The sequence below is a fragment of the Burkholderia sp. BCC1999 genome, from assembly GCF_905339975.1.
In the GTDB taxonomy this organism is placed as follows: domain Bacteria; phylum Pseudomonadota; class Gammaproteobacteria; order Burkholderiales; family Burkholderiaceae; genus Burkholderia.
This window is the reverse complement of record NZ_CAJPHP010000024.1, coordinates 1-23808: the sequence shown is the minus strand read 5'-3', so window position 1 is coordinate 23808 and position 23808 is coordinate 1. Positions and strand designations below refer to the sequence as shown.

The following is a 23808-nucleotide window of genomic DNA, read 5'->3' as shown; positions in this document are numbered from 1 at the left end:
GTCTAGGGTCGGGCGACCTCGGAGACGAGCCGCGACGACGCGTCGACATCCACTGGCGCGTCACGATGCCGCACGATCACGTTCGCCTCGTGCGCAAGGCGCGCGGCGAGCGTTTCCGCGATGAACACCGAGCGATGCTGGCCGCCCGTGCAGCCGATGGCGACGGTCAGGTAGCTGCGGTTGTCATCACGGAAGTGCGGCAGCCATTTCATCAGGAACGCATGGATGTCGTCGATCATCTGGTGGACGATCGGCAGTGCGTCGAGAAAGGCGATGACCGGCTGGTCGAGCCCGGTGAGCGGGCGCAACTCGTGGTCGTAGTACGGATTCGGCAGCGCGCGCACGTCGAACATCAGGTCGGCGTCGAGCGGCACGCCGCGCTTGAAGCCGAACGACTCGAACATCACCATCAGGTCGTTGTCTTTCTGTTCGATGAAGCGCTTGACCCAGGTGCGCAGCACGTTCGCGCGCAGCGTGCTCGTATCGATCTGGTGGCCGAATTCGGCGAGCGGCGCGACGAGGTCGCGCTCGCGCTCGATCGCTTCCTCGAGCGACGACAGCAGGCCGACGTCCGCATCATGCGACAGCGAGCCGGACAGCGGATGGCGGCGGCGCGTTTCGGAAAATCGCTGGATCAGCGCCTGGGTGCTTGCGTTGAGGAACAGCACGCGCACGTCGTGCTCGCCCGACAGTTCGCGGATCAGGCCGGGCATTTCGTCGAGCGACGCGCTCGAGCGCGCGTCGATCGCGACCGCGAGCCGACGCTGGCCGTTCTGGGCGAGGTAGCGGGCGAGTTCGGGGAGCACGTGCGGCGGCAGGTTGTCGACGCAGTAATAGCCTGCGTCTTCGAGCGCGTTCAGCGCGACGGATTTGCCTGAGCCGGAGATGCCGGTGATAAGGACGATGCGCATGGGAAGCAGAGAATCCTGACGTTTCATCATAGCACCGGCTCGACGCGTCGGCGTTGCGCGGCCGGCGCGTGCGGGTTACACCAGTTTGCCGGGGAACTGACTGTCGGGATCTTGCATCGCGAGTCGTTGCCGATCCATGAAATCGCGCAACGTGTCGATTCCGCGCAACTGCAGGATCGTGTTCCGGACGGCCGCCTCGACCAGCACCGCCAGGTTGCGGCCGGCCGCGACCTGGATCGTGACCTTGCTGATCGGCAAGCCGAGCACGTCGACGGTCTGGCTTTCGAGCGGCAGGCGCTGGAATTCGCCGTCGGGGCGCCGTACCAGCTGGACGATCAGCTTCAGCTTCATTTTCCGCCGTACGGCGGTTTCACCGAAGATCGTCTTGATGTCGAGCAGGCCGAGGCCGCGCACTTCGAGCAGGTTCTGCAGCAGCGGCGGGCAGCGCCCTTCGACGAAATCGGGGCCAAGTCGGACGAAATCGACCGCGTCGTCGGCGACGAGGCCGTGGCCGCGGCTGATCAGTTCGAGGCCGAGTTCGCTCTTGCCGAGGCCCGAGTCGCCGGTCAGCAGCACGCCCATCCCGAGGATGTCGATGAACACGCCGTGCAGCGTCGCGCGCGGCGCGAGGATGCGCGACATGTAGAGCCGCAGGCTGTCGATCACCGCGGCGGCCGACATCGGCGTCGTGAACAGCGGGGTGGACGAGCGCGTGCAGCGCAGCACGAGTTCGGGCGGGGCCGCGGCGCCGCCGGCGACGACCAGGAACGGCGGTTCGAGCGCGATCAGCTCGGCCATGTGGCGCGAGCGGTCTTCGTCGGTCTGCCGCTGGTAGTAGTCGATCTCGGCTTCGCCGAGCACCTGGATCCGGTTCGGGTGGATCAGGTTCAGGTGGCCGACGAGGTCGGCGCTCGACGTCGCATTGCCGACGGTGTCGGCGGAAAAGCCGCGCTCCCAGCCTTCATGCCCCGTCAGCCAGCTCAGTTTCAGCGTGGCCGCGTTGTCGTCGAAGATGCTCTGGGCGTTGATGCTGGACGTATCCATGACTCTCGTCACTCCAATGAGCCGGTGCATGCGCGCGGCGACGGGCGTCGCCATGCCGAGCCGGCGCCGGGCGGCCCTGGACGGCGGCATGTGCCGCCTCGTACCGGAAAAAATTCCGCCCGGATCAACTCAAGGTTGCCACTGAGTGAGCAGACGATGCAACTCGGCGATATCCGTTTCGTTGTGCAGACGCTCGCGCGCGTCGCGATCGGATAGCAGTTGCGCGATTTCCGACAGGATCTCGAGGTGCTGCTGGGTGGCTTGCTCGGGGACGAGCAGGAAGATCAGGAGGCCGACCGGCTGGCCGTCGGGCGCTTCGAACGGGATGGCATCGGCGAGGCGGACGAACGCGGCGAGCGGGTGCTTGAGACCCTTGATGCGACCGTGCGGAATCGCGACCCCTTCGCCGAGCCCGGTCGAACCGAGGCGCTCCCGCGCGAACAGGTTGTCCGTGACGGTGCTGCGGGCGATGCCGTTCTGATTCTCGAACATCAGCCCGGCTTGTTCGAAGACGCGTTTCTTGCTGGTGACTGAGAGGTCGATGACGACGTTCTCTATGGGCAGGATTTTGGCTAGGCGATTCATGTTGGCAGGCGATTGGGCGGCCTGGGGTCTCCTTGCTGCGGCAGACTGATTTTCCATGTTCGGTGATATCAAGGCATGTGGCATCGGCAACCTGCTACGCAGCTACCGCACCCAACGCCCCCCGGCGATAACCGAAACATTATAGAGCACAGCCGCGTGCGTGGCGCGGCACGGTCGGACCGGTTGCATCATCGCGCGGAGTCGCAAAAAAAAACGCCCGGCGAACCGGGCGGCGTGCGTGTTGCAGTGAAGGTTATTGCGGCGGCAGTTCGATCTGGTCGATCGACGGTTGAAGCTTGATCGGGTCGTGCGCGTGCGTTTGCAGGCGCTCCATGTGCTTGACGACCTGGCGATCCAGCTTGTCGATCAGCAAATCGATCGCAGCGTACAGGTTGCCGTTCGCGCTTTCGACGAAGATGTCCTTGCCCTTCAGGTGCAGGTTGATTTCCGCGCGCTGCTGCTTGTCCTTTTCCTTGTGATTGTCGACCGAGAGGATCACAGTGCCATCGATCACCTGATCGCTATGCCGTAGCACCCGGTCCAGCTTGGTGATCACGTATTCGCGAATTGCAGGCGTGACTTCGAGATGATGTCCACTGATCTTCAGGTTCATAGTGCTTCTCCAAGCGAGTGACCACCCGGCCGCATCGAGGCGGCGCTCCGGTCGACTTGCCCTGCCGCACGCGGCGGCGTATCGCTGACAGGTCGCCCGGCCTGTTCCCCGTGTGCGCGGTGGCCGGAACACGCCTGCCGCCGGGCAGGCAGCAGGCCTAAAGAGACTTTCGCAGATTGACGGCCGGGATCTTGAGGGCTTCGCGATATTTCGCAACCGTGCGGCGCGCGACCACGAACCCCTGTTCTGCCAGCAGCTCGGCAATGCGGCTATCCGAAAGTGGCGATTTTGGGTCTTCAGCTCCTATCAGTTGCTTGATCAGGGCTCGGATGGCGGTCGACGAAGCGGCGCCACCGGTGTCGGTCGAGACGTGAGATCCGAAGAAGTACTTAAATTCAAGCGTCCCGAACGGGGTCAGCATGTACTTCCCGGTTGTCACACGGCTGACAGTCGACTCGTGTAGGCCCAGCGTATCAGCTATTTCCCGCAAAACCAAGGGGCGCATGGCAATTTCACCGTGCGCAAAGAAGTTCTTCTGACGCTCGACAATAGCCTGCGCGACACGCAGGATCGTGTCGAATCGTTGCTGAATATTCTTGATCAGCCAGCGCGCTTCCTGGAGCTGTTGCTTCAGCGAACCGGCCGACGGATCCCCGCGGCTGTTGCGCAGGATGTTCGCGTACAGGTTGTTGATCCGCAGGCGCGGCACGACCTCCGGATTGAGCTCCGCGAGCCATCCCTGGCCGGCCTTCTTCACGATGATGTCGGGCACGACGTAGTCGGCCTCGGCCTTGCCGTACGCGGCGCCGGGGAACGGCTCCAGCGAGCGGATCAGCGCATGCGCGTCGCGCAGCGCGTCGTCGCTTGCCTTCAGGTGCTTGCGCAACCGTGTGAAATCGCGGGCGGCGAGCAGTTCGAGATGCTGCGACACGATCTCGAGCGCGAGCGTGCGTGTCGGGGACGGATCGAGGCGCAGCAGCTGCAGCTTCAGGCATTCGGACGCCGAGCGCGCGCCGACGCCGGCCGGGTCGAAGCTGTGCAGCAGCGCGAGCGCCGCGTTCAGTTCGTCGCAGTCGATTTCCAGCTCGGGCGGCAGGTCGGTGAGTACTTCGTCGAGCGTCGCGGTCAGGTAGCCGTCGTCGTCGAGCGATTCGATCAGGAACATCACGAGCGCACGATCGCGCGGGCCGGCCTGCGTGACGCGCAACTGCGCGGACAGGTGGTCGCGCAGCGACGTCGCGGCTTCCTGCACCTGCAGCGGTGGGAGATCGTCGTCGTCGGACGCGCCGCTCGCGCGGCCGAACTCGTCGAGATTCCATTGCGGGCCGTCGTTGCCGTCGCCGGACCCATAACCGTCGTAATCGTCGGCGCCGCCTCGCTCGTCGCGCTCGGTACGATCGCTGGACGTGCTGCTACCGTTAGACGAGGCCGGCTCGGTGTTCTGCGCGGGCGGCGTCTGCGCGATCAGCGATCCGTCCGCCGCGACGCGCAGCGGGCTCGCGATCCATTCGTCGTCGTTCTCGAGCAGCGGGTTCTGCGCGACGGCCATCGCGACTTCCTGCTGCAATTCGAGCGTCGACAACTGCAGGAGCCGGATCGACTGCTGCAGCTGCGGCGTCAGCGCCAGATGTTGCGACAGGCGGAGTTGAAGGCTGGCTTTCATGGCAAGGAGGGAGTCATACCGGCAGTTTGCCACGACCCAGGCGCATTGAGCCATCCGCGATTACGCGCGGCGCGCGGCCCGGCCGCAGGCATGGCCGCGGGCATGGTTGCAAAGCGGGGAGCCGCCCCGCGCGGCGATGCCGGGCGGGGGCAGCCAGCCACGAGGGAGCGTTACATGCGGAAGTGTTCGCCGAGGTACACGCGGCGCACGCTTTCGTTTTCGATGATTTCGCTCGGTGCGCCGGCGGCGAGCACCGAGCCGTCGCTGATGATGTACGCGTGATCGCAGATGCCGAGCGTTTCGCGGACGTTGTGATCGGTGATCAGCACGCCGATGTTGCGCTGCTTCAGGAACTTGACGATCTTCTGGATCTCGAGCACCGCGATCGGGTCGACACCGGCGAACGGTTCGTCGAGCAGGATGAAGTTCGGGTTGGTTGCGAGCGCGCGCGCGATTTCGACGCGGCGTCGTTCACCGCCCGACAGCGACAGCGCGGGATTCTCGCGGAGGTGGCCGATCTGCAGTTCGTCGAGCAGTGCCTCGGTGCGCGACGAGATCGCGTCCTTCGACAGCCGCTTGCCGTCTTCGCCGTACTGCAGCTCGAGCACCGCGCGGATGTTTTCCTCGACGGTCAGCTTGCGGAACACTGACGCTTCCTGCGGCAGGTACGACAGGCCGAGCGACGCGCGCTTGTGAATCGGCAGCAGGCTGATCGAGCTGCCGTTCAGCGAGATCTCGCCCGCGTCGAGCGGCACGAGGCCGACGATCATGTAGAACGACGTGGTCTTGCCGGCGCCGTTCGGGCCGAGCAGGCCGACGACTTCGCCGCTCTTCACGTCGAGCGACACGTCCTTGACGACCGTGCGCGAGCCGTAGCGCTTCTTCAGGTTGCGGACGACGAGCGAGCTCGTGGTGCCGGCCGGCTGGCGGTTCGGTAGCGCGTTCATTGGCCCGGCGCTCCCTGGATCGTGGTCGACGGCGACAGCTTTGCCGGCGCGCCGTTCAGCGGCGCGGGGCCGCCGTTCTTCGGCGACAGCATCGCGCGCACGCGGCCGTTCGGGTTGCCCGGCGCGGCGACGTCCTTGCCGCCCTTCGCGGTATAGAAGTCACGCTGGCCGTCGTACGTGATCACGCTGCCGTGCACGGTATCGGCGACAGTCGACGAGCCCTGCAGGCGGCGTACGGTCGCGGCGGTCGTCAGCGTGGTCAGGTCCTGCTTGCCGTCGTAGTCGATGCGCTCGCCGTCGCCGTCGATGTATTCGTCGAGGCCTTCGCGCTTCTGGCGGAACGTCGCGTGCTTCTTGCTGCTGCCGAACGACGTTGCGTACTGATAGCCTTCCGGGTCCTGGCGCACTTCGACGCGATCGCCCTTGATGATGATCGTGCCCTTCGTGATCACGACGTTGCCGGTCGCGACCGTGACCTGCTTCAGGTCGTCATAGGTCAGGTTGTCGGCCTCGACGTTGATCGGCTTGCTCTGGTCGGCCTTCTCGGCATGGGCGAGCGGCGCCAGCCCGATCAGCGGGAGCGCCACGAGCGTCGCGGCGAGCGCGGCGCGGACGGCGCGCGCAGCGCCGCCGGAAATCTGTCGAGGGAACGGTTCGTTCATGCAGTCACGTGAGGGATGCGTCACTTGGGTTGACCTTTCGAGCCGCCGGACGTGTCCGCGGCGGCGATCGTGCCGCGCACGTTGCCGTAAAGCTCGATGACCCGGGTGACGTTGTTGTACTTCATGCCGTCGGTCGCGTTGACGAGCGACAGGCCGCGCTGAAGTTTAACCGGCTTTTCGGTCTGGATCACATCGTCATTGACGAAGATCCGGAAATGCTGGGAATCAGCCTGCATCTGCGGATCGCCGCCGCCGGCCGCACGGAGGATGCGCGCATTGTCGTACAAATCGACGATCGACACGTCGCCGTTGACGGTGCCGCGCTTCGCGGTGGTCGTCACGACCGGTTTGCCGGGCTGGAACGCGCGCATGGCCGGATCGGTCAGGTCGCTGTTTTCAGTGTCTTCGTAATGGATCAGCTTCGCGGCCGTCAGCCGGTACTGGGTCGTGCCGGACTGGTCGAGCTCGGTGACCGAGAAGTTGTCCGCGAAATAGTCGGGCGTGTGGCGCTTCGGCTGCACGATGCCCTCGCCGGGCGGCGGCAGCGTGGCCTGCAGCAGCCACCACGTGATGCCCGCGAGCGCGGCGACCGCGACGAGCGGCAGCAGCTGGGTCCAGCGGAAATGCGTATTCATCCGTCAGGCTCCGCAGGCCGCTGCGAGCAGCGCGTCGTAGCGGCGCTGCGCGCGCAGGATCGCGTCGCAGACTTCGCGCACGGCGCCCTGGCCGCCGCGGGCCTCGGCCACCCAGTGCGCGCGGGCGATCACCTCGGGGTGCGCGTTCGCGGGGGCCGTCGCGAAGCCGCAACGCAGCATCACGGGCAGGTCGGGCCAGTCGTCGCCCATGTAGCCGCACGCGTCGGCGGTGAGGCCGAGCGACGCGATCAGGTCGGCGAACACGGTGAGCTTGTTCTCGACGCCCTGGAACAGGTGCGCGATCTTCATTTCCTTCGCGCGCGCCGCGACGATATCCGAGCGGCGGCCCGTGATGATCGCGGTCGCGATGCCGGCTTCGCCGAGCAGCTTCACACCGTGGCCGTCGAGCGAGTTGAACGACTTCATCGTGTCGCCGGTCGCGGTAAACAACAGGCCGCCGTCGGTCAGCACGCCGTCGACGTCGAAAATCATGAGCTTCACGCGGCTCGCGCGTTCGGCCGCAGTCAGCGCTGCGCTCATTAGATCACCTTCTTCGAAAACAGGTCGTGCATGTTCAGCGCGCCGATCAGCGCGCCGTCGGCATCGACCACGAGCATCTGGTTGATCCGGTGGCGCTCCATCAGTTCCACGGCTTCGACCGCGAGATGATCCGGTGCGATCGTGCGCGGGTCGCGCGTCATCACGTCGGTGATCGACAGCGTGCGGAAATCGCCGTCGCGCGCGAGCACGCGGCGCAGGTCGCCGTCCGTGAAGATGCCGACGACCTTGCCGCCGGCGTCGACCACGGCCGTCATGCCGAGGCGCTTGGCGGTGATCTGGAACAGCGCGTCCGACAGCGTCGCGTCGAGCCCGACGGACGGGACGTCGTCGCCCGAGCGCATCACGTCGCGCACGTAGGTGAGCAGGCGCCGGCCGAGCGCGCCGCCCGGGTGCGAGCGCGCGAAATCTTCCGAACCGAAGCCGCGCGCGTCGAGCACGGCGACGGCAAGCGCATCGCCGAGCGCGAGCGCGGCGGTCGTGCTCGCGGTGGGCGCGAGGTTCAGTGGGCACGCTTCCTTCGACACCGCGGCGTTCAGGTTCACGTCGGCGAGCGTGCCGAGGCTCGACTCCGCGCGGCCCGTGATCGCGATCAGCTTCGCGCCGATCCGCTTCACGAGCGGCAGGATCGCGACGAGCTCTTCCGATTCGCCGGAATAGGAGATGCCGATGAAGACGTCGTCGGAGGTGACCATCCCGAGGTCGCCGTGGCTGGCCTCGGCGGGGTGGACGAAGAACGCCGGCGTACCGGTGCTGGCCAGTGTGGCTGCGATCTTGCGGGCGATATGCCCTGATTTGCCGATGCCGGACACCACCACGCGGCCGCGGCAGCCGAGCAGCAGCGCGACGGCCTGGACGAAGCCGCCGTCGAGCTGGTCGCGCAGCGCGCGCACGGCGTCCGCCTCGATGTCGAGCACGTCGCGGGCGAGCGCGAGCGCCCGGTCATCATTGATTTTCGCTATCATGCGCGGAGTATAGCAAAGGCGTTTGTTCGCCGCGCCGGGCCTTCGGTCTCGTCCGATGTCGCCTGTCCACCGCCACCACCCGCGCCCGCATTGCCGTGGCCCCGACGAACGAGGACGCTTCGCCTGTGATTTCCCCGCTCGAAATGACCCTGCTGCTGCTGCTGGCCTCGGTGGTGGGCGTCGTCGTATTCCGCTCGTTGAACCTGCCGCCGATGCTCGGCTATCTGACCGTCGGCATCCTGGTCGGCCCGCATTCGTTCGGTATCGCCGCGGATCTCGAACGGGCCGAGCACCTCGCTGAGTTCGGCGTGGTGTTCCTGATGTTTTCGATCGGCCTCGAATTCTCGCTCGCGAAGCTGAGGGCGATGCAGCGGCTCGTGTTCGGGCTCGGGTTGCTGCAGGTGGTCGCGACGCTCGTGCTCGCGCTCGTGCTCGGCATGGTGTTCGAGCACTGGGTGCACATCACGTGGCAGGGCAGCATCGCGCTCGGCGGCGCGCTCGCGATGTCGTCGACGGCGATCGTGTCGAAGATGCTCGCCGAGCGGCTCGAGATCGAGACCGAGCACGGTCGCAACATCTTCGGCGTGCTGCTGTTCCAGGATCTCGCGGTGGTGCCGCTGCTGATCGTGATCGCCGCGTTCGGCGCCGAATCGTCGAAGGACCTCGCGATCACGCTCGGCTTCGCGGCCGTGAAGATCGTGATCGCACTCACGCTGCTGCTGGTCATCGGCCAGCGCTTCATGACGCGCTGGCTCAACGTCGTCGCGCGGCGCCGCTCGCAGGAATTGTTCGTGCTGAACCTGCTGCTCGTCACGCTCGGCGCCGCGTTCATCACCGACCGCTTCGGCCTGTCGCTCGCGCTCGGCGCGTTCATCGCGGGGATGCTCATCTCCGAGACGCCGTTCCGCCATCAGGTGGAAGAGGACATCAAGCCGTTCCGCGACGTGCTGCTCGGCCTGTTCTTCGTGACGACGGGGATGCTGCTGGATCCGCGCGTGATCTGGGAGCATCCGTTGCTCGTGCTGGGCTTCTTCGTCGGCCAGATCCTGTTCAAGGGGACGATGATCGCGGGGCTCGCGCGGCTGTTCGGCGCGACGCCGGGCGTCGCGATGCGCACCGGTATCGGCCTCGCGCAGGCCGGCGAATTCGGCTTCGTGCTGCTGAACCTGATCCTCGACCGGCATCTCGTCGATTCGACGCTGCTGCAGGCGATCCTCGCGTCGATGCTGCTGTCGATGCTCGCCGCGCCGTTCCTGATCCAGAACGCCGACCGGATCGTGATGCGGCTGTCGTCGACGGAATGGATGCAGCAGTCGCTGCAGATGACGCGGATCGCGACGCAAAGCCTGAAGCAGCGCGGCCACGTGATCATCTGCGGCTACGGCCGTGCGGGGCAGAACCTGGCACGGATGCTCGAACAGGAAGGCATTTCGTACGTCGCGCTCGACCTCGATCCCGATCGCGTGAGCGCGGCCGCGACGGCCGGCGAATCGGTCGTGTTCGGCGACGCGGCGCGCCGCGAATCGCTGCTCGCGGCCGGTATCCACCGCGCGGCCGCCGTTGCGATCACCTATGCGAACACGCCGTCGGCGCTGCGCGTGCTGCACCACGTGCACGAGCTCGAGCCGACTCTGCCGGCGATCGTGCGTACCGTCGACGATGCCGATCTCGAGAAGCTGCTCGCGGCCGGCGCGACCGAGGTGATTCCGGAGATCGTCGAGGGCAGCCTGATGCTCGCGTCGCACACGCTGGTGCTGGTCGGCGTGCCGATGCGCAAGGTCGTGCGGCGCGTCGAGGAAATGCGCGACGAGCGTTACAGCCTGCTGCGCGGCTATTTCCGCGGTGCGGACGACGCGGACGACGACGACCACGAGCAGGTGCGGCTACAATCGGTGCCGGTCGATGCGCGCGCGGACGCGGTCGGGCGTTCGCTGGAAGAACTCGGGCTGTATGCGCTCGGGCTGGAAGTCACGGCGATCCGCCGGCACGGCATCCGCGGCGTCGAACCCGATCCGCAGACCAAGCTGCGCGCGAGCGACATCGTGGTGCTGCGCGGGCTGCCCGAGGCGCTCGCGCTCGCGGAGGAGCGGTTGTCCCGCCATCGGCGCGATCCGCCGGCCGCGGCCGCCTGAGCCGCGCTTGGTTTGATAACCTGACCCGTATTTATTCGAAACGGTGCCCGATCTTCGCGCACCGTTTTTTTCGGAGAGTTTCATGCCGCATTCGTCGTCGGGCGCACCGCTCGATCCGGTCGCCTTCATCCACAGCCAGATCCGCACGGTGCCCGACTGGCCGCAGCCGGGCGTGCAGTTCCGCGACATTACGACGCTGCTGCAGAGCCCGAAGGCGCTGCGCATCCTCGTCGACCTGTTCGTCGAACGCTATGTCGATGCGAAGCTCGACTATGTCGCGGGCCTCGACGCGCGCGGCTTCATCATCGCGCCGATCGTCGCGTACGAACTGAGCGTCGGCTTCGTGCCGATCCGCAAGGTCGGCAAGCTGCCGTACAAGACGCGCTCGGAATCGTACGACCTCGAATACGGCAGCGCGACGGTCGAGATCCACGAAGACGCGTGCCGCCCCGGCGACCGCGTGATCATCATGGACGACCTGATCGCGACCGGCGGCACGATGATGGCGGGACGCAACCTGCTGCAGCGGCTCGGCGCGGTGGTCGTCGAAGGCGCGGCGATCATCGACCTGCCCGATCTCGGCGGCTCGGCGCTGCTGCGCAACGCGGGCCTGCCCGTCTATACCGTTACCGAATTCGGCGGCCACTGAGCGCAGGCCAGCGTTAGCGTCCGTCATACAGCGAGGTCACCGATGCCCAACTTCATGCTGTTTCTCGCCACGTCGATCGCGATCACGTTCGCGCCCGGTCCCGACAACCTGCAGGTGCTCGCGCGCGGCATCTCGCAGGGCCGCGCGGCCGGCTTTGTCGCCGCGCTCGGCTTCACCGCCGGGATCCTGTTCCACACGACGCTCGCGGCGCTCGGCGTCGCGGCCGTGCTGCGTTCGTCGCCGGTCGCGTTCCAGATCCTGAAGCTCGCGGGTGCGGCCTATCTCGTGTGGATCGGTATCAAGGCGCTGCGCAGCCAGGGCCTCGCGAACGCGCATGCGCGCCCGCCGCAGCCGCTCGGCACGATCTTCCGGCAGAGCGTGATCGGCAACCTGATGAACCCGAAGGTCACGCTGTTCTTCGTCGTGTTCCTGCCGCAGTTCGTCGATCCGCATGGCGCCCAGGGCGTGACGCTGCAGATGTTCGAACTCGGCGCGCTGTTCATGCTGCAGACGGCCGTGGTCTTCTCGCTGTTCGGCGTCGGCGCGGGCATGATCGGCGCATGGCTGAAGCGCCGCCCGAAGGCCGGCGTGTGGCTCGACCGGATCGCCGGCGCGACGTTCATCGCGATCGGCATCCGCGTCGCGCTGAAGGACTGATCGCGATGACGTTTCCGTGTATCGCGGCCGCGCGCCGTTTCGACCCGGCCGCGCACCTGCGTTTCGAGATCGCCGGCCAGGCGGTCGGTTGGGTGCGCCGCCAGGACGTCGCGAAGCTCGCGCGCTGGCCCGACGTGTTCGAGTTGTCCGACGAGCGTGTCGTGCTGTCGGCGCGCTACGACTCGGTCGACGCGCGCAGCATGGCGCTGGCAAGCGCGATCGGCGCGCTCGCGGCCGAAGGCGCGATTCCCGGCTGGCGCGACGAGATCTACGCGATCCGCAACCGCTTCGACGATCCGCCGCTCGCGTACATCGAGCGCGCCGCGTCGCGCTTCTTCGGCACGCAGACCTATGCGGTGCACGTGAACGGCATCGTAGAATATGCGGTTGCGCCGGGCGAGCCGCGCGCTGCGGCGGTGCCGCAGATGTGGCTCGGCCGCCGCAGCGAGACCAAGGCCACCGACCCCGGCATGCTCGACAATGTCGTCGCGGGCGGTATCGGCTGGGGCCTGGGTGTTCACGAGACGCTCGCAAAGGAGTGCTGGGAAGAAGCCGGCATTCCGCCCGAACTGGCCGCGCGCGCGATCGCGGGCCGCGCGGTGCAGGTGCTGAACTCGCTGCCGGAAGGCACGCAGTCCGAACTGATTTTCGTGTACGACCTGCCGCTGCCGAACGACTTCGCGCCGCGCAACCAGGATGGCGAAGTGGCCGAGCACCTGCTGGCCGGCGTGCCCGAGGTGATCGGCTGGCTGCGCGAAGGCCGCGCGACGATGGACGCGAGCCTCGCGACGCTCGATACGCTGCTGCGCCACGGCTGGATTCTGGCGGCCGACGCGGCCGGCATCGACGCGCTGTTCGCCCCGGCCGCGTGACGCAGGCGCGGCGAACGGGCAATTTGACGAATACGGAAACAAAGGGAGTAGCGGTCATGCCGACCGATCACAGCTTTATCTTGAAACTGTCGTGCCCCGACCGGCACGGCATCGTCCACGCGGTCTCGGGCTTCCTGTTCGACCGCAGCAACAACATCCTCGATTCGGCGCAGTTCGGCGACAGCCGCACCAGCGAGTTCTTCATGCGCGTGCACTTCGAGCAGGACGGCGACGGCACGGATGCCGCGACGGCGCTCGACACGCTGCGCAAGGAGTTCGCACCGCTCGCCGAGCAGTTCTCGATGCGCTGGGAACTGCACGACGCGGCCGTGAAGCCGCGCGTCGTGATCATGGTGTCGAAGATCGGCCATTGCCTGAACGACCTGCTGTTCCGCTATCGCACCGGCCAGCTGCCGATCGAGATCCCGGCGATCGTGTCGAACCACAAGGAGTTCTACCAGCTCGCCGCGAGCTACAACATCCCGTTCCATCACTTTCCGCTGATCGGCGGTTCGACCGATGCCGCGAAGGCCGCGCAGGAAGCGCGCGTGCTGGAAGTGATCGACGAGCACCAGGCCGATCTCGTCGTGCTCGCGCGCTACATGCAGATCCTGTCGCCGAACATGTGCGAGCAGCTCGCCGGGCGTGCGATCAACATCCACCATTCGTTCCTGCCGAGCTTCAAGGGCGCGAAACCTTACTACCAGGCGTTCGACCGCGGTGTGAAGCTGATCGGCGCGACCGCGCACTACGTGACGACCGATCTCGACGAAGGCCCGATCATCGAGCAGGAAGTCGAGCGCGTCGACCACAGCATGACGCCCGACCAGCTGACCGCGATCGGCCGCGACGTCGAGTGCGTGACGCTCGCACGCGCGGTGAAGTGGCACGTCGAGCACCGGATCGTGCTGAACGGGACGAAGACGGTCGTGTTCCGCTGATTGACCGGCGCGGGCCCGTACCAGCAAAAACGCCGCACCCTTTACGGAGTGCGGCGTTTTTTGTTGCTCGAGCCTGGGCGCGCGGGCGTCTTCAGATCAGCCGCAGCAGGTACAGCTCGCGCTTCAGGTACGCATAGAAGATCGGCGCGGCGATCACGCCGGGCAGCCCGAACGCGGCTTCCATGATCAGCATCGCGAGCAGCAGCTCCCACGCGCGCGACTCGATCTGGCCGCCGATGATCTTCGCGTTCAGGAAGTATTCGAGCTTGTGGATGATCACGAGGAATGCGAGCGACGCGATTGCGGTGCCCATGCTGACCGACAGCGACACGGCGACGATCAGCGTGTTCGAGATCAGGTTGCCGATCACGGGCAGCAGGCCGACGATGAACGTGACGAGCACGAGCGTTTTCGACAGCGGCAGCCGCTGGTGGAAGATCGGCAGCGCGACGAGCAGGTAGATGCCGGTGAACACCGCGTTGATCGCGGAGATCTTGATCTGTGCGAACACGATCCGGCGGAATGCGTCGGCGAAGCGCGACACGCGCGTGACCAGCGCGGTCGACAGCGGCCGGCGCACCTTGCCGTGCTCGACGCCGATCGCGATCATCGCGCCGATGATCATCCCGAACAGGATGTGGCCGAAGCCGCGCGCGACGCTCTTGCCGCTCTGCTGGAGCTGGTCCATGTGCGAGTGCATCAGCACGGCGGCCTTCGTCTTCATCTGCTCGACGTCGACGGGCAGCAGGTTCGCGATCCAGGCCGGCGTGCGCGCGCGGGTTTGCTCGACGATCTGCATCAGCTGGTCGAGCAGGCTCTGCAGGTTCGGCACCGTGCGCTCGAAGTGTTCGATGATGCCGATCGTCAGGCTCGTCAGCGCGCCGACGATCGCGATCGACAGCAGCACGACGGCGACCCAGCGCGCGCGCATGCTCGTGGTGTGGCGTTCGATCACGGGGGCGATCGTGTGGATCAGCTGGTAGACGAGCAGGCCGGCCAGCAGGCCGCCGAGCAGCTTGAGCTCGATCACGAGCCACATGGCGAGGATCGCGAACAGGTAGCTGCCGATCTCGAGCGCCGACAGCTTCGGCAGGCTGAAGTCGCTCGTCAGTCGCACGCTGCGCAGGTGCGGTTCGCGATTCTGCGCATCGCGCGACGAGTCTGGTTGCTTCTCCATCGTGGATTCCTGTCGTTCGTGTGTCATGCCGCGGAATGCGCGGCAGAGCCGTGTTCGCCCGGCGCCGCACCGGATTGGTGCGTACGGAGAACCTTACGACCGTAAAGTATAGCTGCCATTATGGTCCGCAATGGGGCCGTTTGGCGCATGGTGTAAACGCAGAAGGGAAAACGAGGGGAGGCCGGTTGCGCGGCGCGAAGGAGGGGCGCGCGCGGCCGGGCGGCCGCGCGCGGGAAGGCGGCGGCCGTCAGCCGGCCGCGACCTTGCGGGCCGTGCGCTTGAGCAGCGGCGCGAGGTACTTGCCGGTGAAGCTCGCCTTCGTCTTCGCGACCTGCTCGGGCGTGCCCTGCGCGATGATCTGGCCGCCGCCGGCGCCGCCTTCGGGGCCGAGGTCGATCACCCAGTCGGCTGTCTTGATCACGTCGAGGTTGTGCTCGATGATCACGACCGTGTTGCCCTGGTCGCGCAGCCGGTGGATCACTTCGAGCAGTAGCGCGATGTCGTGGAAGTGCAGGCCGGTGGTCGGCTCGTCGAGGATGTACAGCGTGCGGCCGGTATCGCGCTTCGACAGCTCCAGCGACAGTTTCACGCGCTGCGCCTCGCCGCCCGACAGCGTCGTGGCCGACTGGCCGAGGCGGATGTAGCCGAGGCCGACGTCGAGCAGTGTCTTCAGCTTGCGCGCGATGACCGGCACCGCGCTGAAGAACTCGTACGCGTGCTCGACCGTCATGTCGAGCACTTCGCTGATGTTCTTGCCCTTGTACTGCACTTCGAGCGTTTCGCGGTTGTAGCGCTTGCCGTGGCACACGTCGCACGGCACGTAGACGTCCGGCAGGAAGTGCATCTCGACCTTCAGCACGCCGTCGCCCTGGCACGATTCGCAGCGGCCGCCCTTCACGTTGAACGAGAAGCGGCCCGGATCGTAGCCGCGCTCCTTCGAGGTCGGCACACCCGAGAACAGCTCGCGGATCGGCGTGAACAGGCCCGTGTAGGTGGCCGGGTTCGAGCGCGGCGTGCGGCCGATCGGCGACTGGTCGACGTTGATCACCTTGTCGAAGTGCTCGAGGCCCTCGATCGCCTCGTGCGGCGCCGGCTCGGCCGACGAGCCGTACAGGTGGCGCGCGACCGCGTGATACAGCGTGTCGTTGATCAGCGTCGACTTGCCGGAGCCCGACACGCCGGTGATGCAGGTCAGCAAGCCGATCGGCAGCTCGAGATCGACGTGCTTCAGGTTGTTGCCGTACGCGTCGACGATGCGCAGCATCCGCTCGGGATCGGGTGCGAGCCGCTCGTCCGGGTACTCGATCGTGCGCTTGCCGAGCAGGTACTGGCCGGTGAGCGACTGCGGGTTCGACTGCACCTGCTTCGGCGTGCCTTCAGCCACGATCACGCCGCCGTGCTCGCCCGCGCCGGGGCCCATGTCGACGACGTAGTCGGCCGTGCGGATCATGTCCTCGTCGTGCTCGACGACGATCACCGAGTTGCCGAGGTCGCGCAGATGCTTGAGCGTCGCGATCAGGCGGTCGTTGTCGCGCTGGTGCAGGCCGATCGACGGCTCGTCGAGCACGTACATCACGCCTGTCAGGCCCGAGCCGATCTGCGACGCGAGCCGGATGCGCTGCGCCTCGCCGCCCGACAGGGTCTCGGCGCTGCGCTCGAGCGACAGGTAGTCGAGGCCGACGTTGTTCAGGAACGTCAGGCGCGCGACGATTTCCTTGATCACCTTGTCGGCGATCTCGCGCTTCGCGCCTTCGAGCGTCAGGCCGTCGAAATAGCCGAGCGCATCGCGCAGCGGCCAGCCGCTGATTTCATAGATGCCGCGCGCGTAGTCGCCGGTGCCGATCCGCACGTGGCGCGCCTCGCGGCGCAGGCGCGTGCCGTCGCACGACGGGCACGGCTGGTTGTTCTGGTACTTCGACAGCTCTTCGCGTACCGCGACCGAATCGGTCTCGCGGTAGCGGCGCTCGAGGTTCGGGATGATCCCCTCGAATACGTGCTCGCGGATCGTCGTGCGGCCACGCTCGTTGATGTACGAGAACGGGATCGTCTGCTTGCCCGAGCCGAACAGCAGCACCTTCCGGATCTTTTCCGGCAGGTCCTCGAACGCGGCGTCGATGTCGAATTCGTAGAACGCCGCGAGACTCTGCAGCATCTGGAAGTAGAACTGGTTGCGGCGGTCCCAGCCCTTCACGGCGCCGGCGGCGAGCGACAGCGACGGGTGCGCGACGACCCGCTTCGGGTCGAAGAACGTGATCTGGCCGAGGCCGTCGCATTCCGGGCACGCGCCCATCGGGTTGTTGAACGAGAACAGGCGCGGCTCGAGCTCCTGCAGCGAGTACGAGCAGATCGGGCACGCGAACTTCGAGCTGAACAGGTGTTCGCGGTCGGTGTCCATCTCCAGCGCGATCGCGCGGCCGTCGGCGAGGCGCAGCGCCGTCTCGAACGATTCGGCGAGCCGCTGCTTCATGTCCGGGCGCACTTTCAGGCGGTCGACGACGACGTCGATCGTGTGCTTGTCGTTCTTCTTCAGCTTCGGCAGCGACTCGACTTCGTAGATCTTCGCGACGCCTTCGTTCGCGGTGCCGCCGCCCGAGCGTACGCGAAAGCGCACGAAGCCCTGCGCCTGCATGTCCTCGAACAGCTCGGCGTGCTCGCCCTTGCGGTCGGCGACGACGGGCGCGAGGATCATCAGCTTGGTTTCCTCGGGCAGCGCGAGCGCCGCGTCGACCATCTGCGACACGCTCTGCGCCTCGAGCGGGATCTCATGGTCGGGGCAGTAAGGCGTGCCGACACGTGCGTACAAAAGTCGCAGGTAGTCGTGGATTTCGGTGACCGTGCCGACGGTCGAACGCGGGTTGTGGGACGTCGCCTTCTGTTCGATCGAGATCGCGGGCGACAGGCCCTCGATCAGGTCGACGTCGGGTTTCTCCATCAGTTGCAGGAACTGGCGGGCATACGCGGACAGGCTTTCGACGTAGCGGCGCTGGCCCTCGGCATAAAGGGTGTCGAACGCGAGCGACGACTTGCCCGACCCGGACAACCCGGTAATCACGACCAGCTTGTGGCGCGGCAGGTCGAGATTGACGTTTTTCAGGTTGTGGGTGCGCGCCCCACGGATACGGATCTGTTCCATGAACCTGGCGAAAATGGAGGGAACCAAACCTGCTACTATAACGGCTTTTCGAGACCGTCGTTTACGGCCCCCAGCCTTTACAGCAGGTGGCAGCAAGGCGACACCCGCACCGGGGAAAGCGGTCGCGCCGCACGGTTCCGGGCGGCCCGCGGGCCGTCAGCATCCTGCCCCGACGTGTCGCCCGCCAGGCCTCCCGGGCCGCCGGTCCTGATCTTCCGCCGCCCGCCGCCGGGCGGACACTCCGATCATTCGAAATTCATTCCCGATGTCCAATCCGTCTGCCACGTCTTCCCGCATGACTGCGCCCGAACTGCGCGCGACCACGTCGCTCGCGGCGATCTTCGCGCTGCGCATGCTCGGCCTGTTCATGATCATGCCGGTGTTCTCGGTCTACGCGAAAACCATCCCGGGCGGCGACAACGTGCTGCTCGTCGGCCTCGCGCTCGGGGCCTACGGCGTCACGCAGTCGCTGTTCTACATCTTCTACGGCTGGGCGTCCGACAAGTTCGGCCGCAAGCCGGTGATCGCCACGGGCCTCGTGATCTTCGCGATCGGCAGCTTCGTCGCCGCGTCCGCGCACGACATCACGTGGATCATCGTCGGCCGCGTGATCCAGGGGATGGGCGCGGTGTCGTCCGCGGTGCTCGCGTTCATCGCCGACCTGACCTCCGAGCAGAACCGCACGAAGGCGATGGCGATGGTCGGCGGCTCGATCGGCGTGTCGTTCGCGGTCGCGATCGTCGGCGCGCCGATCGTGTTCCACTGGGTCGGGATGAGCGGGCTGTTCGCGATCGTCGGCGTGTTGTCGATCCTCGCGATCGGCGTCGTGCTGTGGATCGTGCCCGATGCGGCGAAGCCCGTGCACGTGCCCGCGCCGTTCGCCGAGGTGCTGCACAACGTCGAGCTGCTGCGCCTGAACTTCGGCGTGCTGGTGCTGCACGCGACGCAGACGGCGCTGTTCCTCGTCGTGCCGCGCCTGCTGGTCGACGGCGGGCTGCCGGTCGCCGCGCACTGGAAAGTCTACCTGCCGGTGATGGGGCTCGCGTTCGTGATGATGGTCCCGGCGATCATCGTCGCGGAAAAACGGGGCAAGATGAAGCCGGTGCTGCTCGGCGGCATTCTGGCTATCCTGATCGGTCAATTGTTGCTCGGCAGCGCACCGCATACCATCCTGATTGTGGCGGCGATTCTCTTCGTCTACTTCCTCGGTTTCAACATCCTGGAAGCGTCGCAGCCGTCGCTCGTGTCGAAGCTCGCGCCCGGTTCGCGCAAGGGCGCGGCCACGGGCGTCTACAACACCACGCAGTCGATCGGGCTCGCGCTCGGCGGCATCGTGGGCGGCTGGCTGCTGAAGCACGGGGGCGCCAACACGGTCTTCTATACGTGTTCGGGGCTCGTGGCCGCGTGGCTTATAATCGCGGCCAGCATGAAAGCGCCGCCGCGCAAGGCCTGAACCTCATTTCGGGCAGGCGCCGGCCGCGCGCCGGCTTGCCCGGTGGGCCGTCCCGGCAATATGCGCCGGCGGCCCGGCATCGAATTTACTGGAGAAACACATGGCATCCGTCAACAAGGTCATCCTCGTCGGCAATCTCGGCGCCGATCCTGAAGTCCGTTACCTGCCGAGCGGCGACGCGGTTGCGAACATCCGTCTCGCGACGACCGACCGCTACAAGGACAAGGCAAGCGGCGATTTCAAGGAAATGACCGAGTGGCATCGCGTCGCGTTCTTCGGCCGTCTGGCGGAAATCGTCAGCGAATACCTGAAGAAGGGTTCGTCGGTCTATATCGAAGGCCGCATCCGCACGCGCAAGTGGCAGGGCCAGGACGGCCAGGATCGTTACTCGACCGAAATCGTGGCCGAACAGATGCAAATGCTCGGCGGCCGCGGTGCGGGCGGCGGTGGCGGCGGTGACGAAGGCGGTTACGGCGGCGGCTACGGTGGTGGCGGCGGCGGCGGTCGCGGCGAGCAGATGGAACGCGGCGGTGGCGGCGGCGGTCGTGCCGGCGGCGCGGCGCGTGGCGGTGCTGGCGGCGGCGCGCAAAGCCGTCCGAGCGCACCGGCCGGCGGCGGCTTCGACGAGATGGACGACGATATCCCGTTCTGATCGCCCAGTCGGCATCCCGCATCACGATGGGCCCGAATGTCCGAGTCAAGCCGTTTGCTTGGCCCGGGCCTTCGGGCCTTGCTTCGTTTACGGCGTTCCTGTTCCTGCACATCGCACTCCGGGTAAAACGTGGCTGACGAACTTCCCGACCTTATCGTCGATCATCTCGGCGTGCTGTTCTGCGGGATCAATCCCGGCCTGACCGCGGCCGTGACCGGGCATCACTTCGCGGGCAGAAGCAACCGCTTCTGGCGCGTGATCCATCTCGCCGGCTTCACGCCGACGGAAATCGCGCCGCAGGACGATCGCACGATCCTCCAGTACGGCTGCGGTCTGACGGCGGTCGTGACGCGGCCGACGGCAAGTGCCGACCAACTCTCGCGCGCGGAATTCGTTGCCGCGGCCGCCGCGTTCGAGCAGAAGATCGTGCGTTACCGGCCGCGCTTCATCGCCTTTCTCGGCAAGGCCGCGTACTCGGCGCTGTCGGGGCAGCGCGAAGTCCAGTGGGGGCTGCAGCCGGCCCGCATGCAGGGCGCGAGTGTCGGGGTGCTCCCCAATCCGAGCGGACGAAATCTCGCGTTCGGTCTCAATGAACTGGTCGATGCATACCGTCAGCTTTTTCTGGCTGCATCGACGGCCGGGCAGCATGCGACGCAATAAGACCGCGCCGCTCTGGCCGGGCACGGTGTTGCCGCGCGCGTTCTTTGACCGCACGGCCACCGACGTCGCCCCGCAACTGCTCAACAAGATCCTCGCGGCGGCGGACGGCCGCGCCGGCCGCATCGTCGAAGTGGAGGCGTATGCCGGTGCGATCGATCCGGCCGCGCATACCTATCGCGGCCGGACGCCGCGCAACGCGACGATGTTCGGGCCGTCGGGGCATCTGTACGTCTATTTCACGTACGGCATGCACTGGTGCTGCAACTGCGTGTGCGGCCCCGACGGCACAGGCACCGGTGTGCTGATCCGCGCGCTGGAGCCGCTGCACGGGCTCGAGCGAATGCGCGCGGCGCGGCCACCGCAGACGCGCGATCGCGACTTGTGCCGCGGGCCGGCGCGGCTGACCCAGGCGATGGGGATCGGCGGCGCGCAGGATGGCGTCGACCTGGTCGATGCGCGTGGAGGGTTCGCGATCGTCGACGACGGCACGGCGCCGCCCATGGATCCGACGAGCGGGCCGCGCATCGGCATTCGTGTCGGCACGGAATTCCCGTGGCGGTGGTGCGTGCCGGGCAACCAGCACGTTTCGGGCGCGCTGCCGCGCATTTGACGTGCGCCGTCCACAAGTCGCACGCAATTCGACCTGCGTCACGCGGCCGCCATGATTGACCGGCTAAGCTGATCCTTTCGACGTTCGATCGAGGGGACACCATGCGGCGGGTCGTATTCAACCAGAAGGGCGGCGTGGGCAAGTCGACGATCGTCTGCAACCTGGCGGCGATCAGTCCGAGCGAAGGGCTGCGCACGCTCGTCATCGACCTCGATGCGCAGGCGAACTCCACGCGCTACCTGCTCGGCGATGCCGCGGCCGACGCGCAACCGGGCGTTGCCGGTTTCTTCGAAACCGCGCTGACCTTCAACTTCCGTCCGGTCGACGTCGCGTCGTTCATCCATCCGACCCCGTTCGAAGGGCTCGACGTGATGCCCGCGCATCCGGATCTCGACACGCTGCACGGCAAGCTCGAATCGCGCTACAAGATCTACAAGCTGCGCGACGCGCTGAACGAGCTCGACACCTACGACGCCGTGTACATCGACACGCCGCCCGCGCTGAATTTCTATACGCGCTCGGCGCTGATCGCGGTCGAGCGCTGCCTGATCCCGTTCGACTGCGACGATTTCTCGCGCCGCGCGCTGTACACGCTGCTCGAGAACGTGAAGGAAATCCAGCAGGACCACAACGCGGCGCTCGAGGTGGAAGGGATCGTCATCAACCAGTTCCAGCCGCGCGCGAGCCTGCCGCAACGGCTGGTCGACGAGCTCGTCGATGAAGGGCTGCCGGTGCTTGCGTCGAGGCTGTCGGCGTCGGTGAAGATTCGCGAATCGCATCAGCAGTCGATGCCGGTGATCCATCTCGAGCCGGGGCACAAGCTCGCGCAGGAATTCCGCGCACTGCATCGCGAACTGGCCGGCTGATTGCGCGCTTTCCCGTGTCGACCGCGGCCGCTTCATGCGGCCGTATTTTCATTGCGACCCGCAATTCGTCCGATCATTGATTCCGTCATTAATAATCCCGGAAACGATTTCATATTAAATCCAGAAAAAACGATTACATAAGTGACTGCTCCATTTTCAATGTGCGCCGGTTTTCTAATAAACGGAATAATGGATTGGTAAATATTGCGCGACGTCACGATGCGCTATCCTGTAAAAAGGTAAAAAGGCATTGCGGGACCGAACCCTGCGGGATCCTCTCTGCGATGTCGGCGGGCCGAAGGTTCCAGCGGCTGTCGGAAGCGATAATAAGGGTTTGCACCTAGTATTAATGCCATTTAATTGACAATTAATCGATCTAGAATGGCCTCCTTCAACTTCCCGCACTCAAATAAGTGACGGGTTGTCAATAAGGAAGCGGTGGCTGGTCGAGCTTCCATTTTTCTTTATGTCGTCTCTCGCATTGCTAACAGGAGCGTGCCCGATGTCCGTATTTGCCCCCGAAAAACTCAGCGCCGATTATCAGTCCGGTATCGCCGCGTGGTTTGCGATTGCCCGTCCGGCGATCCACGGTTTCGAGGCTGTCGTCGAACTCAACCTGCAGGCGGCCCGGACGGCGCTCGAAGAGTACGAGGACAAGCTGAAGAACGCGTTCAACAGCAGCAATCCGGCCGCGGGCTTTGCGCAGCAGATCGCCGCACCGCAGGAAGCAGCCGGCAAGGTCGTGTCGTACGGCCGCCATCTGTTCGACATCGCGGTGTCGACGCAATCCGAATGGGCGAAGGTCGCGCAGGCGCAGTACGAACAGAACGACAAGCGCCTGAAGGACGCGCTCGGCGAACTGTCGAAGCACGCGCCGGCCGGCTCGGCGCCGGTCGTGGCCGCGCTGAATTCGGCGCTGTCCGCGGCGACGGCCGCGGCCGACTCCGTGCGTGCAGCGACGGGTCAGGCGATCGAAGCCGCACAGAGCGGTTTCGACGCGGTCAGCGAAACGGCCACGCGCGGCGCCAAGCAGACGGCTGCCGCCGCACGCAAGGACGCGGCTGCGCGCGAATCGGCTGCGTAACTGCATGACAGCGTGTCGCGTGCAAGCGCGACCCGCTTGATCGGCGCCGGGTGGCGCCGGACGCCGTGTGTGCTACGCGGTGTCCGGCGGCCGTCCGGTTCGCCGCAAGGCGCCCGTGCCGGTGTGCCGCCGGTGTGCGCGAGCGTTGTCCGCCGTATGGCGGCGTGCGACCGTGATCGCGCCGGATGGCCCGACGTGCGCCATCGCCCGTTGCAGCCGGCGCGTGCCGGCGTCGGAACGACGAACTGATTTCGAAGCAGGAATTGAACATGACGGACGTAGTGATCGTATCGGCCGCGCGGACCGCGGTCGGCAAATTCGGCGGCTCGCTTGCGAAGA

At 66.3% G+C, this 23808-nt stretch carries 24 protein-coding genes; 11 read left to right on the top strand and 13 right to left on the bottom strand.

Annotated features, from left to right (window positions below; translation table 11 throughout):
* Positions 1-2: 2 nt before the first annotated feature.
* From rapZ to kdsD, 10 genes are all read right to left on the bottom strand, one after another.
* On the bottom strand, positions 3-911 hold the full coding sequence (gene rapZ / locus U5809_RS28200) for an RNase adapter RapZ (RefSeq protein ID WP_322088943.1): 909 nt from the start codon (positions 909-911) through the stop codon (positions 3-5).
* A 75-nt stretch (positions 912-986) separates the two neighbouring features.
* On the bottom strand, positions 987-1955 hold the full coding sequence (gene hprK / locus U5809_RS28195; RefSeq protein WP_011353227.1) for an HPr(Ser) kinase/phosphatase: 969 nt from the start codon (positions 1953-1955) through the stop codon (positions 987-989).
* A 129-nt stretch (positions 1956-2084) separates the two neighbouring features.
* Positions 2085-2597, bottom strand: coding sequence for a PTS sugar transporter subunit IIA (locus tag U5809_RS28190; protein WP_034195643.1), 513 nt, complete (start codon positions 2595-2597; stop codon positions 2085-2087).
* A 196-nt stretch (positions 2598-2793) separates the two neighbouring features.
* Positions 2794-3153, bottom strand: coding sequence for a ribosome hibernation-promoting factor, HPF/YfiA family (gene hpf, locus U5809_RS28185; RefSeq protein ID WP_006477786.1), 360 nt, complete (start codon positions 3151-3153; stop codon positions 2794-2796).
* 157 nt (positions 3154-3310) lie between these two features.
* Complete coding sequence (locus tag U5809_RS28180) at positions 3311-4816, bottom strand: RNA polymerase factor sigma-54 (RefSeq protein WP_282505996.1); 1506 nt, start codon at positions 4814-4816, stop codon at positions 3311-3313.
* 170 nt (positions 4817-4986) lie between these two features.
* Positions 4987-5763, bottom strand: a complete 777-nt coding sequence (gene lptB, locus U5809_RS28175; protein ID WP_059233172.1) for an LPS export ABC transporter ATP-binding protein — start codon at positions 5761-5763, stop codon at positions 4987-4989.
* Positions 5760-6425 (bottom strand): lipopolysaccharide transport periplasmic protein LptA, encoded by a 666-nt coding sequence (gene lptA / locus U5809_RS28170; RefSeq protein ID WP_322088942.1) that lies wholly within the window; start codon positions 6423-6425, stop codon positions 5760-5762. Before lptA ends, lptB begins: the two co-directional genes overlap by 4 nt.
* A gap of 20 nt (positions 6426-6445) precedes the next feature.
* Positions 6446-7060 (bottom strand): LPS export ABC transporter periplasmic protein LptC, encoded by a 615-nt coding sequence (lptC, locus tag U5809_RS28165; protein ID WP_176049646.1) that lies wholly within the window; start codon positions 7058-7060, stop codon positions 6446-6448.
* Positions 7061-7063: 3 nt separating this feature from the next.
* Entirely contained in the window at positions 7064-7600 is a 537-nt protein-coding gene (locus tag U5809_RS28160; RefSeq protein WP_322088941.1) for an HAD family hydrolase, read from the bottom strand.
* Positions 7600-8583 (bottom strand): arabinose 5-phosphate isomerase KdsD, encoded by a 984-nt coding sequence (gene kdsD, locus U5809_RS28155; RefSeq protein WP_282505994.1) that lies wholly within the window; start codon positions 8581-8583, stop codon positions 7600-7602. The genes U5809_RS28160 and kdsD overlap by 1 nt, the downstream gene beginning before the upstream one ends.
* 125 nt (positions 8584-8708) lie before the next feature.
* On the opposite strand from kdsD, the gene U5809_RS28150 reads away from it, so the two are divergent.
* The 5 genes from U5809_RS28150 (at position 8709) to purU (ending at position 13834) form a co-directional block, all read left to right on the top strand.
* The gene (locus U5809_RS28150; protein ID WP_176049649.1) at positions 8709-10715 is read left to right on the top strand and encodes a monovalent cation:proton antiporter family protein; all 2007 of its coding nucleotides are present in this window, start codon (positions 8709-8711) and stop codon (positions 10713-10715) included.
* Positions 10716-10797: 82 nt separating this feature from the next.
* Positions 10798-11364, top strand: a complete 567-nt coding sequence (locus U5809_RS28145; protein WP_282505992.1) for an adenine phosphoribosyltransferase — start codon at positions 10798-10800, stop codon at positions 11362-11364.
* 42 nt (positions 11365-11406) lie between these two features.
* Positions 11407-12021 (top strand): LysE family translocator, encoded by a 615-nt coding sequence (locus U5809_RS28140; protein ID WP_176049651.1) that lies wholly within the window; start codon positions 11407-11409, stop codon positions 12019-12021.
* A gap of 5 nt (positions 12022-12026) precedes the next feature.
* The gene (locus U5809_RS28135) at positions 12027-12893 is read left to right on the top strand and encodes an NUDIX hydrolase (protein WP_322088940.1); all 867 of its coding nucleotides are present in this window, start codon (positions 12027-12029) and stop codon (positions 12891-12893) included.
* A gap of 56 nt (positions 12894-12949) precedes the next feature.
* On the top strand, positions 12950-13834 hold the full coding sequence (purU, locus tag U5809_RS28130) for a formyltetrahydrofolate deformylase (protein ID WP_282505990.1): 885 nt from the start codon (positions 12950-12952) through the stop codon (positions 13832-13834).
* A 91-nt stretch (positions 13835-13925) separates the two neighbouring features.
* Here purU and U5809_RS28125 read toward each other — a convergent pair whose 3' ends face one another.
* Positions 13926-15011, bottom strand: a complete 1086-nt coding sequence (locus U5809_RS28125; RefSeq protein WP_176049654.1) for an AI-2E family transporter — start codon at positions 15009-15011, stop codon at positions 13926-13928.
* 247 nt (positions 15012-15258) lie between these two features.
* Positions 15259-18144, bottom strand: coding sequence for an excinuclease ABC subunit UvrA (gene uvrA, locus U5809_RS28120; RefSeq protein WP_176049655.1), 2886 nt, complete (start codon positions 18142-18144; stop codon positions 15259-15261).
* A 265-nt stretch (positions 18145-18409) separates the two neighbouring features.
* Between uvrA and U5809_RS28115 the strand changes: the two genes are divergently transcribed.
* The 5 genes from U5809_RS28115 to U5809_RS28095 all read left to right on the top strand — a co-directional run bounded on the left by U5809_RS28115 (position 18410) and on the right by U5809_RS28095 (position 22385).
* A complete protein-coding gene (locus tag U5809_RS28115; RefSeq protein WP_048025666.1) occupies positions 18410-19597 on the top strand; it encodes an MFS transporter in 1188 nt (395 codons plus the stop codon).
* A 100-nt stretch (positions 19598-19697) separates the two neighbouring features.
* Positions 19698-20249 carry a single-stranded DNA-binding protein gene (locus U5809_RS28110; RefSeq protein ID WP_322088939.1) on the top strand — a complete coding sequence of 184 codons (552 nt, stop codon included), beginning with the start codon at positions 19698-19700 and terminating at the stop codon, positions 20247-20249.
* Positions 20250-20378: 129 nt separating this feature from the next.
* On the top strand, positions 20379-20909 hold the full coding sequence (mug, locus tag U5809_RS28105) for a G/U mismatch-specific DNA glycosylase (protein WP_322088938.1): 531 nt from the start codon (positions 20379-20381) through the stop codon (positions 20907-20909).
* Positions 20896-21519 carry a DNA-3-methyladenine glycosylase gene (locus U5809_RS28100; RefSeq protein ID WP_322088937.1) on the top strand — a complete coding sequence of 208 codons (624 nt, stop codon included), beginning with the start codon at positions 20896-20898 and terminating at the stop codon, positions 21517-21519. The genes mug and U5809_RS28100 overlap by 14 nt, the downstream gene beginning before the upstream one ends.
* A 101-nt stretch (positions 21520-21620) precedes the next feature.
* Positions 21621-22385 (top strand): ParA family protein, encoded by a 765-nt coding sequence (locus U5809_RS28095; RefSeq protein WP_322088936.1) that lies wholly within the window; start codon positions 21621-21623, stop codon positions 22383-22385.
* Between the two features lie 32 nt (positions 22386-22417).
* On the opposite strand, the gene U5809_RS28090 is transcribed toward U5809_RS28095, so the two are convergent.
* A complete protein-coding gene (locus U5809_RS28090; RefSeq protein WP_322088935.1) occupies positions 22418-22603 on the bottom strand; it encodes a hypothetical protein in 186 nt (61 codons plus the stop codon).
* A 284-nt stretch (positions 22604-22887) separates the two neighbouring features.
* On the opposite strand from U5809_RS28090, the gene phaP reads away from it, so the two are divergent.
* On the top strand, positions 22888-23469 hold the full coding sequence (phaP, locus tag U5809_RS28085; RefSeq protein WP_176049660.1) for a TIGR01841 family phasin: 582 nt from the start codon (positions 22888-22890) through the stop codon (positions 23467-23469).
* The last annotated feature ends 339 nt before the right edge of the window (positions 23470-23808 follow it).